The following is a 9,884-nucleotide window of genomic DNA, read 5'->3' on the forward strand; positions in this document are numbered from 1 at the left end:
TTTCAGACAGGCATATGCCTGTCTGAAAAGCTTTTAAGCGGTTTGCTTGAGTGGATCTTTCCTAATGAATCAAACGGATAAGAAGTGATTTGCGATATAATACAAGTTTTCCGTTATCAGCCTTTAATCAAGGAATATCGTTAATGAACAATCTCAGTTATGACGTCGATTCGCATGATGATGAAGTGAGTGCTTTATCGTTGCCGCCTCATTCAGTCGAGGCAGAGCAATCGGTGCTCGGTGGGCTGATGCTGGAAAACGCAGCTTGGGATCGGGTTGCCGATGTGGTAACGGGTGAAGATTTTTACCGCCATGAGCACCGCTTGATTTTCCGTGCAATTGCAAGCTTAGTAAATGAAAGCAGACCGGCCGACGTGATTACGGTTCAAGAGGCGTTGGAGCGCAACGAAGAGCTGGAAAATGCCGGGGGTTTTAATTATCTGGTTACTTTGGCACAAAATACGCCTTCTGCCGCCAATATCCGCCGCTATGCAGAGATTGTGCGTGAGCGCTCGATAATGCGCCAGCTTGCCGAGGTAGGTACGGAGATTGCACGCAGCGCCTACAATCCGCAAGGTCGTGATGCAGGCCAGTTGTTGGATGAAGCGGAAAATAAAGTATTTCAAATCGCAGAAAGTACAGCCAAATCCAAGCAGGGATTTTTAAATATGCCGGATTTGTTGAAAGAAGTGGTTGAAAGAATTGATATGCTTTATTCGCGTGATAATCCGGATGAAGTAACCGGTGTAGCAACGGGTTTTATAGACTTGGATAAAAAAACTTCAGGTTTGCAAGGTGGCGACTTGATTATCGTAGCAGGGCGACCGTCTATGGGTAAAACTGCTTTTTCAATTAACATTGCAGAATATGTTGCCGTAGAAAGCAAGTTGCCTGTTGCCGTATTTTCTATGGAAATGGGTGGTGCACAGTTGGTAATGCGTATGCTTGGTTCTATTGGGAGGCTGGATCAAAGCGTTCTCAAAACCGGCGCATTGAAAGACGAGCATTGGGGGCGTTTGAACGACGCAGTTGTGAAGCTTTCCGATGCGCCGATGTTTATCGATGAAACACCGGGGTTGACCGCGCTGGAATTACGCGCGCGCGCCAGGCGCTTGGCAAGACAATTCGGCGGCAAACTGGGTTTGATTGTGATTGACTATCTGCAATTAATGTCTGGCTCAGGCCGTAACGATAACCGAGCTTCCGAGCTGGGTGAAATTTCCCGCTCTTTAAAATCATTGGCAAAAGAACTGCATGTTCCTGTTATCGCGCTTTCCCAGCTGAGTCGTACGGTGGAGCAGCGCACTGATAAGCGCCCAATGATGTCTGACTTGCGTGAATCGGGTGCGATTGAGCAGGATGCTGATTTGATCATGTTTATGTATCGAGATGAATATTACAATCCTGAATCTCAGTTTAAAGGGCTGGCGGAATGTATTATCGGCAAAAACCGTAACGGTCCGGTAGGTAAAGTGGTGCTCACATGGACAGGCCAGTTTACTAAATTCGATAACGCGGCATTTGTGCCGGATATGGCTATGATGGAAGATTAATTAATGATGGATTTGTTGCAAATTTTAGTGAAATAAAGAAAAAAGCAGCTTTTCAATATAAATAATTAGGTAAGCGGATGACGTATCGTTTAAAATAGCAGCTAAATTTTAATAAAGATTACGTACATTACCGGAAAATAAACAATCAGGTGTTACTCATGTATCCAAATCAAAAAGGTTTTACCTTAGTCGAATTAATGGTGGTTATCGCAATATTTGCCATCATGTCTTTGATTGCTTATCCCAATATGTCTGAATGGATTGCCGAGCGCCGTATCGCGAATAAAGCGGAGCAAATGGCGAATTTGTTCCGCCTCGCACGAGCAGAAGCGGTGAGGATTGGTGTGCCAGTTTATATTTGCCCTGTTGATATATCTGATGCGGGGAAGCCCAATAATTATTGTGATACTTCAGATCCGGAAGGATATGCTGCATTTGCTGATAAAGACAAAGACTATAAATATGATGAAAAGAAAGGTATTGATATACCATTAAGAACGGTTGTTTTGAATACTCAGTCTCGTAATACCACTCTTTTTCTTTTTAATAATTTAAATGCCGCCCCAAATTATAATCCTGTGAATAGTGGTTCAGGACAAGCACGCGCTGTGGGTTATATGCCTAACGGAGCCTTTATAAGGGGTAATTATACGGTAGGTAAAAAGGGGATTATCACGCCTTCACCCGCTAACAGTATCATTAAAATTGTTCTGACTGATAAGCAACCGGAAAATAAGCAAAAAAGCAGAGCACAAGTTCTTTTGTTTGATGGAAGCGGCAGGTTGCAGACTTGTAAGAAATCAGAAATTCTAGATTCTAATAATAAGAAATGTACTTTTTAATTGGTTATTAGAGAATTAAAGATAATGAGAAAAAATAGGCTTAAAGAAATTCAGATGGTTGGGGTAATGGTTACTCAAAAGCAAAAGGGTGCCACGCTGATAGAAGTATTGGTATCTATGTTGATGCTGGGTTTGGGGGTGTTGGTTTTATTGGCAACTCAGCTCAGAACAGTTACAGGCGTGCGTGAAGCGGAAAACCAAACGATTGTTGCACAAGCTACTCAAAACTTAATTGAGGGTATGCTAATGAATCCTGAATTAGAGGAAGATAAGATAAATCAGGATTCGGAAAACGACACAGAAGGCGTTACATGGAATAGGAAAAGATATAATTTCTATACTAACGCTATGAAAAATTTGGAAAAGATTGCAGCTAATTGTAATGGGCTGGATGAAGAAAAAAATGTTACTAAAGAAAATTTAGCTTTATCACAAGTATGTGATTTCGGTTTGTCTTTGACCAATAATTTGCCCGATGCTACCGTATTGCGTGCTCATATCTGTTTAGATAGTGATGATAAGGAACCTACATTTACCGATGGAGGGCCTGAATGGAATTGCAACGTTTCTTCTGGACGGAAAGCTTATACAGTTGTGAAAGTATTATGGTTGATGAATACCGAAAATGAGGCTGCCACAGGAGGAATTAAGACTTATGGGGAACATGCTGTTTATACTTATCAGGCACGCGTTACGGAATGAACATGAAAAAAAATATTTATATCAATAAATACATAATCAAACCCAAAGGCTTTTCCATAATTGAATTTATGGTTGCCAGCTTATTAAGCATGATTATTCTAATTGCTGTGGGTTCCGGCTATTTTGCAGCTCGAAAAGTGAATGATGTCGCAATTGCGCGTTTGAATGCCCAACAAGATATCCGAAATGTATCAAATATGATTGTTTACGACGCTCGGATGGCGGGTGGTTTCGGTTGTTTCAATCTAAGTAATTTGAATGTTGCCAAAAATATTACGGTAGCCACAGATTGGTCAGGGCTTAATAATAAAGATATTCGCAACTTACACGAATATTTATTCTCTGGAACAAAGGGAGCGGATAATGCAGTAGAGTTATCAGAAGGTGTGAAAACTATTTCACAAAGTGATTTTGCTTCTGTTGTTACGGGAATTCCCGGAGGGTTTGTTGCACAATCAGATGCATTGGTTTTTCAATATGGAGAAGGTACTGCCGCAGTTGCTGATTTAGCTGCAACGAGAGATGAGTTAACCATTCATCAAAATGATGATGCAACCGTTGCTACGTTAGTTGATAACTCTCCTGTTGTTGTAAGTACTTGTAATACATTAAGTTTATATGTAATTAAAAGGCCCAATAGTGGCAATGTATTTAAGTTGGGGCCAAAATCACAAGGGCTGTTGCCGGAGGCTATTATGGCTCCAGAAGTAAGGCATGAAGTTTCTTTGACTAGATACATTGTCAATATTTATGTAGTGGGCAGACCTAATGGTGGAGAATTAGGACTTTACCGTATCCGGTTTGGAAATAATGCTTGGGAAGCACCGCAATTATTACTGTCCGGTATTAATAAAATGAATATCTTATACGGCTATGTAAATGGATGTCCGGGTATTGATCCAACCGTGAATTCTGAATTGCCTGCAGCAAGTGCCCCTGAGGAGACTTTTACCTTTACAGAACAACCATTAACAACCGATATGGCACGCCCGTTGGCAAGTATTCGTTTAAGATTGAATGGTAATAATTTGGCTGCTGAAGGCCAAACGATGACTAATGCCGCCTCTCGAGAAAGTGCGGGTAACGTATATATTTATAATATTGATGCAAATGTTCGTGGGGGGAACCGATGCGCAAACCGTTAATTATGGCTTTACCTGAAAAACAAAAAGGTTTTTCGCTATTTATCGTTTTGATCATGATGCTAGTGATTGCTTTTTTGGTGGTTGCGGCAACGCAATCGTATAATACGGAAATGCGTATCAGCAGTAATGATGCGGATAGGAAATCTGCTTTTACGATCGCGGAAGCAGCTTTGAGGCAGGGTGAAGAGGATATAGCCAGTTTTACTGATGTAACGTTCAGCGCTAATTGTAATAATGGTTTGTGTGCTTATTCCGGGCAGAAAGAAAAAAGCACTATTACTACTGCTGTCGGTACGATTACTCTTGAAGCGTGTAGGAAAGATTGTGAAAACATTAATGCATGGGAGCGTAAAGACAATAAAGACAAACCGTATCTTGAAACCAATGGACGTCAATATTCCATCGCAAAAGATTCGGCAAGTAAGGCCGCACGTTATATTATTGAAGCGACTGGTTCATCAACTCAGCCGGATGGCGGGATTAGGGTAATTTATCGTGTAACCTCCCGCGCATGGGGTAAAAATCCCAATACGTCGGTGACGTTACAATCTTATGTTGAAGGTACATATAACGCTAATTAACGGGCTTTACTTAGGATCAAAGAATAATGAATTCGAAAATTCAAGCGCGGGGGTTTACTCTGATTGAAATGTTGATTGCGGTAGCAATATTGGCGATATTAGCTGCTATCGCTATGCCTTCTTATATGCGTTATGTCGAGCGGGGGCATGTTACCAATGCGAAGGCCGCTTTGATTCAGATTTACAGCGTGGTGAAGCAAAGAATGATTGTTAATCCGACCTTGATTAAATATGATGAATTCAATCAGAATTTGGCTAATATAGTTGATGAAGTAAAAGGTAATGTGGATGCGTCGGTAAGTGAGCGGTATGATATTTCGGTTCCCGATAGCCAACATCTTGCGGCCACGCCTAAAGCGTCAACGGGCTATTCGCTTTCGGTAAGAGTGGATAGGCATGGTAATGCCCTGTTTTGTAAGGATGCGGCAGCGGCCAGAGAAAAACAGCCTGATACGGCTAAGTGTAAACCCAGCTTGAATGATTTTTAGCATTGGCCATAAACACAATAAATGCCTGTCTGAACATTTCAGACAGGCATTTATTGTGTTCGGATTAGTGTAATTGGCGCAGATCCTGCCAGCCTTTGTTGGTTTTTACCATTGTGGCTGTATATTCTTGCGGCTCTGATAAGTTTTTCCAGTCGCCGCTATCGGTTTTAATCAGCTTTTTCGCCCATTTTTCAGGTATTAAATCTGCTTGGTAGGAAACTTTGGAAACCGTCATGCCGTTGGTGGGTGTGGGTTCGGTAAACCAGTTGATTTTGGACACTTTCAGATTGCCTACGCATACCAAAGGCCCTTGTGAGCCGTGTCTTAAAGAGGCAATACCGTTTTCGGTTAGCTCGTAGGTAACGGTTTTTACCAGCATATCGTTTTGTTCAACCGATTTTTTATCCGCTTCGCGGTAGATGCCGGCATTTACCAAGATGTCCATTTGTTCGATAACTTCTTTATTGATGCGTTTGCCTTCGTTATTACGGTTTGTGATTGTTAATCTGGGTTCGCCGATGAGTGTGTTACGTAGGGGCTGGCCGGCAGTGTCTAAAATAGTTAAAGGCATGGCAATACATACGTTTTGGCGGGAGGCGAAATCTTCAATACCTTTTTTTAAGGCTGATTCGCTGATTTGACTGCCGTCGGAGCATGCGGCGAGTGTTAGTGTAGCTGTGGTTAGGATAATGATTTTTTTCATGAATTTCTCCGGAGAAAAGGCGTTTTTGATTATGGGCTGAAAGTATAAGAATAGTTATTTTACGGGTTTTTCACAAGGTTTTTTGCTACAATAGTTTTGTTCAAACGCAAAAAAGATGCATTTCATGACAACAAAATTATATGGGATTCCTAATTGTGATACGGTTAAAAAAGCCCGCAACTGGCTGGCTGAAAACGGTATTGAATATAAATTTGTCGATTTTAAAAAGTCGCCGCCATCACATGAATTAATTAAAGAATGGTTAAAAGCGGTGCCCTTGGAAATTTTATTGAATAAGCGGGGTACGACTTGGCGAAAATTGACTGATGAGGAAAAGGCCGGGGCAGAAAATCAGGGTGTGGCGGTTGAGCTTATGGTTCAGCAGCCGAGCACAATCAAGCGGCCTGTTTTGGTGCATAACGGGCGTTATGTTTGCGGGTTTACGGCAGATGTGTATGAAGATGTTTTTAAAAGCTAAAAGTGAATAATTGGATTAATATAGCAATGCCTGTCTGAAAATGGATATTGATTTTCAGACAGGCATTGTTTTGTATAAGCGAACGGTTTTATTCTTCTTCGCCTAAAAGCTGTTCGCGTGTTAACAAGAATACAAAGCCGTCACCGCCGCTGGTTTCGAGCCAAGTAAACGGAAGTTCGGGATAGGCTTGCTCCAATATTTCTCTGTTGTGGCCGATTTCAACCAGTAAAACGCCTTTGGGGTTAAGGTATTTTGCGGCTTGTAACAGGATTTGGCGGGTGGCATCCAAACCGTCTTGGCCACTGCCTAGTGCGAGTTCGGGTTCATGCAGATATTCTTCCGGCAGGTTGTCAACCGATTCGGCATCCACATAAGGCGGGTTGGATACAATCAGGTCGTATGTGGCATCCAGGCCGTGGAATAAGTCGGTGTGTATGAGGTTGATGCGATCTTCCAAGCCGTATGCTTCTACGTTGATGGCAGCCACTTCGAGCGCGTCGAGGCTGAGATCAACGGCATCAATTGACGCATCGGGATAGTGGTGTGCCATTTGGATGGCGAGGCAGCCGCTGCCGGTGCATAAGTCGAGTGCGCTGTGTACCAATTCATCATATTCTATCCACGGGCGCAGGCCTTCGCCTAATAATTCGTAGATAAATGAACGGGGCACGAGAACGCGCTCGTCCACATAAAAATCAAATTCGCCTTGCCAGGCTTGGTGGGTAAGATAGGCAACCGGTAGGCGCTCTTTTACGCGGCGCTCGATAAGTTGCAGCACTTGCTCTTTTTCATTGGGCAGAATCACGGCATCCAGATAAGGCTCCAGTGTATCCAGGGGCAGGTTGAGCGTGTGCAGAATCAGGTAGGCGGCTTCGTCGTGTGCATTGTCGCTACCGTGGCCGAAAAAGAGCTCGGCTTCGTTAAAACGGCTGACGGCAAAGCGCAGTAAATCGCGTAGGGTGGTAAGGTGGCGGGCGGCTTCTTTAAACATGGTGATACTTTCTTAATTGAATTTAGGGCGGATTATACAACAGGTCGTTAAGGCAATTGCCTGTCTGAAAGGTTTTCAGACAGGCAATTGTTGCTGATTGGGCTATACTTCTTGGTTATATTCATTGAAATAACTCATTCGCTAACTAATCTCAGGTTTGGTCTGAGTGTGAATATCATCTGCTGATTTTGCTTTCTGATTACAGAGAAAGAGAAAAATGATTCAAATCCAATCTTTATCCCACCGTTATGAAGGCACTGATGTAGCGGCTTTGCAGAACGTGTCGTTAGATATCAGACCGGGAGAGTGCTGGGGCTTGCTCGGCCACAATGGGGCGGGCAAAACAACGCTGATGTCGCTTTTGGCCGGTTTGCAGGAAGTGCAACAGGGGCAGGTATTGTTTGACGGCGTTGAAGTCGGCAGACTTGCGCGCGCCGAACGCCAGAAAATCGGCCTGGTGCCGCAGGATTTTGCTTTCTACCCGCAGCTGAGCGTGTGGGATAACTTATTGTTTTTCGCTTCTCTTTATGGCGTGAAAGATAAGGCTTATCTGCAGTCTTTGCTGGATAAGGCCGGGCTGGAGAATTACTGCAACAGGGCAGCCAAGCAGCTTTCCGGCGGGCTGAAACGGCGGCTGAATTTTGCGATCGGTTTGGTAAACCGGCCGCAGCTGGTTTTTTTAGACGAAATTACCGTGGGCATCGACCCGCAATCGCGCCGTTTTATTTTGGAAAGCGTGGCTGATTTGACCCGTGCCGGAATCACCGTGGTTTACACTTCGCATTATTTGCCGGAAATCGAGCAGCTGTGCAGCCATATTGCTTTGTTGGATAAAGGAAAGCTGGTGTATCAGGGCAGTTTGGCCGATTTGCTGCAAGCACAGGAGCCGGGCGTGCGCTTTATGACGGAGCCCGCACCGGATGATGCGGTGTTGCAGCAATGGCAGGCAAAAGATATCGGCCGCAATATGTGGGAAGCCGCCGCTACTACCGAACAGGCTGCCGCGCTTTACGGGCAGCTCAGGCAATCAGGGGTGGAAATCCGGTATTTCCAACAAGGCTACGGCTCGTTGGAGGCTTTTTATCTCGATTTTCTAAGGCGGACAGCGGCATGATTGGTTCATCGTTAATTAAAGAATTGAAATTGTTGCGGCATGACTTGCATGGTTTGGCCGTGTTATTTGTGATGCCGATTGTATTTATGTTGATTATGTCGCTCGCTTTGAGCCGCGATGAAGATCCGCATATCGACAGCCGGATTGCGCTGGTGGGCGCGGCGGACAATCCGGTAAACAAAGACTTCGCTGCCGCGCTGCGTAAAGAGCAGGTGGATTTGGTAAGCCTGTCTGAAAACCGGCTGAACGAGGCGAAAAGCGGGCTTTATCAGGGGCGCTACCAATTGCTGGTGGTGAATCCGAATCAAGCGGGCGGCAAGCTGGATGAAGAACAGATGCTGCAGCTGATTGTGCCGCCGGATATAGACCCTTCTTGGCTTTCGGCTGTGCAAGGCGTGTTGCAGCAGCGTTACACCGAAGTCCGTCTCAACAGCTATTTTGACGGGCTGGACGATTTGAAAATCGAAACGAAAAACCTGCCTAAATCCATAAAGCAAAAAATCCAGAAATCGGTAAACGAGGAAAACGGCAAACAATTCGATACAGTGGCCGCTTATTTGAAGAAAACCCTGTTCAGTGAAACTTATCTGACCGAAAGCGGCGCAGTGGAAAAGCCGAATGCGGTTCAGCACAGTGTGCCCGCATGGCTGATTTTCGGCATGTTTTTTATCATGATCCCTTTGTCTAACGTGATGGCATTGGAGCGGCAGACCAACACCATCACGCGGCTTCGGCTAGCCCAAGCGCCGGCCGGCGTATTGGTGGCGGCCAAGCTGCTGCCGTATTTTCTGATTAACCAATTGCAGTTTGTCGGAATGCTGCTGCTCGGGTGTTATCTGCTGCCGGTGTTGGGTGCGCCGGCATTGGTGTTGAGCAATACATGGTGGCCTTATGCGGTATTGTCGGTGGCGGTGAGCGGGGCGGCTTTGGGCTATGCACTTTTGATCAGCGTTTCCGCGAAAAGTACCGAGCATGCGGTGGTGTTGGGCGGCGGCGGCATTATTTTGATGGCCGGGCTGGGCGGTATTATGGTGCCCGATTATGTAATGCCTGAAACCATGCAGCGGCTTACTTGGATTTCGCCGATGGCATGGGGGCTGAAAGCATTTCAGGAATTGTTGCTGAAGCAAAGCGGCATAGGCGGTATCAGCCTTTATCTGCAATTGCTGGCGGGTTTTTCGCTGGTGTGCATCGCGATATCGCTGCTGCTTTACCGCCGCCAGTTGAGAACGCAAGTGCGGTTTTGATTAGGCGTGTCAGAGAAATTGACCTGCATAAAACAATGCC

General features: G+C 44.9%; 11 protein-coding genes. 9 read left to right on the plus strand and 2 right to left on the minus strand.

Annotated features, from left to right (window positions below; genetic code table 11):
* Positions 1 to 143 precede the first annotated feature (143 nt).
* The 6 genes from dnaB to HMPREF9370_RS05650 all read left to right on the plus strand — a co-directional run bounded on the left by dnaB (position 144) and on the right by HMPREF9370_RS05650 (position 5,311).
* A complete protein-coding gene (gene dnaB / locus HMPREF9370_RS05625; RefSeq protein ID WP_009116412.1) occupies positions 144 to 1,553 on the plus strand; it encodes a replicative DNA helicase in 1,410 nt (469 codons plus the stop codon).
* A 158-nt stretch (positions 1,554 to 1,711) separates the two neighbouring features.
* Positions 1,712 to 2,395, plus strand: coding sequence for a GspH/FimT family pseudopilin (locus HMPREF9370_RS05630; protein ID WP_009116413.1), 684 nt, complete (start codon positions 1,712 to 1,714; stop codon positions 2,393 to 2,395).
* A gap of 54 nt (positions 2,396 to 2,449) precedes the next feature.
* Positions 2,450 to 3,097, plus strand: a complete 648-nt coding sequence (gene pilV, locus HMPREF9370_RS05635) for a type IV pilus modification protein PilV (RefSeq protein ID WP_040666963.1) — start codon at positions 2,450 to 2,452, stop codon at positions 3,095 to 3,097.
* A gap of 2 nt (positions 3,098 to 3,099) precedes the next feature.
* Entirely contained in the window at positions 3,100 to 4,242 is a 1,143-nt protein-coding gene (locus tag HMPREF9370_RS12475) for a PilW family protein (protein WP_040666965.1), read from the plus strand.
* Positions 4,227 to 4,823 (plus strand): pilus assembly PilX family protein, encoded by a 597-nt coding sequence (locus HMPREF9370_RS05645; RefSeq protein ID WP_009116416.1) that lies wholly within the window; start codon positions 4,227 to 4,229, stop codon positions 4,821 to 4,823. The genes HMPREF9370_RS12475 and HMPREF9370_RS05645 overlap by 16 nt, the downstream gene beginning before the upstream one ends.
* Positions 4,824 to 4,849: 26 nt before the next feature.
* Positions 4,850 to 5,311 (plus strand): PilX family type IV pilin, encoded by a 462-nt coding sequence (locus HMPREF9370_RS05650; RefSeq protein WP_009116417.1) that lies wholly within the window; start codon positions 4,850 to 4,852, stop codon positions 5,309 to 5,311.
* 64 nt (positions 5,312 to 5,375) lie between these two features.
* Here HMPREF9370_RS05650 and HMPREF9370_RS05655 read toward each other — a convergent pair whose 3' ends face one another.
* Positions 5,376 to 6,014, minus strand: coding sequence for an SEN1982 family lipoprotein (locus HMPREF9370_RS05655; protein WP_009116418.1), 639 nt, complete (start codon positions 6,012 to 6,014; stop codon positions 5,376 to 5,378).
* Between the two features lie 115 nt (positions 6,015 to 6,129).
* On the opposite strand from HMPREF9370_RS05655, the gene HMPREF9370_RS05660 reads away from it, so the two are divergent.
* The gene (locus tag HMPREF9370_RS05660; RefSeq protein WP_009116419.1) at positions 6,130 to 6,492 is read left to right on the plus strand and encodes an arsenate reductase; all 363 of its coding nucleotides are present in this window, start codon (positions 6,130 to 6,132) and stop codon (positions 6,490 to 6,492) included.
* A gap of 88 nt (positions 6,493 to 6,580) precedes the next feature.
* Here the strand turns inward: HMPREF9370_RS05660 and prmB are convergent, their stop codons facing one another.
* The gene (gene prmB / locus HMPREF9370_RS05665) at positions 6,581 to 7,483 is read right to left on the minus strand and encodes a 50S ribosomal protein L3 N(5)-glutamine methyltransferase (RefSeq protein ID WP_009116420.1); all 903 of its coding nucleotides are present in this window, start codon (positions 7,481 to 7,483) and stop codon (positions 6,581 to 6,583) included.
* 217 nt (positions 7,484 to 7,700) lie between these two features.
* Here prmB and HMPREF9370_RS05670 point away from each other — a divergent pair, with 217 nt between their 5' ends.
* Both HMPREF9370_RS05670 and HMPREF9370_RS05675 read left to right on the plus strand, forming a co-directional pair.
* The gene (locus HMPREF9370_RS05670; RefSeq protein WP_009116421.1) at positions 7,701 to 8,597 is read left to right on the plus strand and encodes an ABC transporter ATP-binding protein; all 897 of its coding nucleotides are present in this window, start codon (positions 7,701 to 7,703) and stop codon (positions 8,595 to 8,597) included.
* Entirely contained in the window at positions 8,594 to 9,844 is a 1,251-nt protein-coding gene (locus HMPREF9370_RS05675) for an ABC transporter permease (RefSeq protein WP_009116422.1), read from the plus strand. Before HMPREF9370_RS05670 ends, HMPREF9370_RS05675 begins: the two co-directional genes overlap by 4 nt.
* The last annotated feature ends 40 nt before the right edge of the window (positions 9,845 to 9,884 follow it).

It is taken from the genome of Neisseria wadsworthii 9715 (assembly GCF_000227765.1).
Classification (GTDB): domain Bacteria; phylum Pseudomonadota; class Gammaproteobacteria; order Burkholderiales; family Neisseriaceae; genus Neisseria; species Neisseria wadsworthii.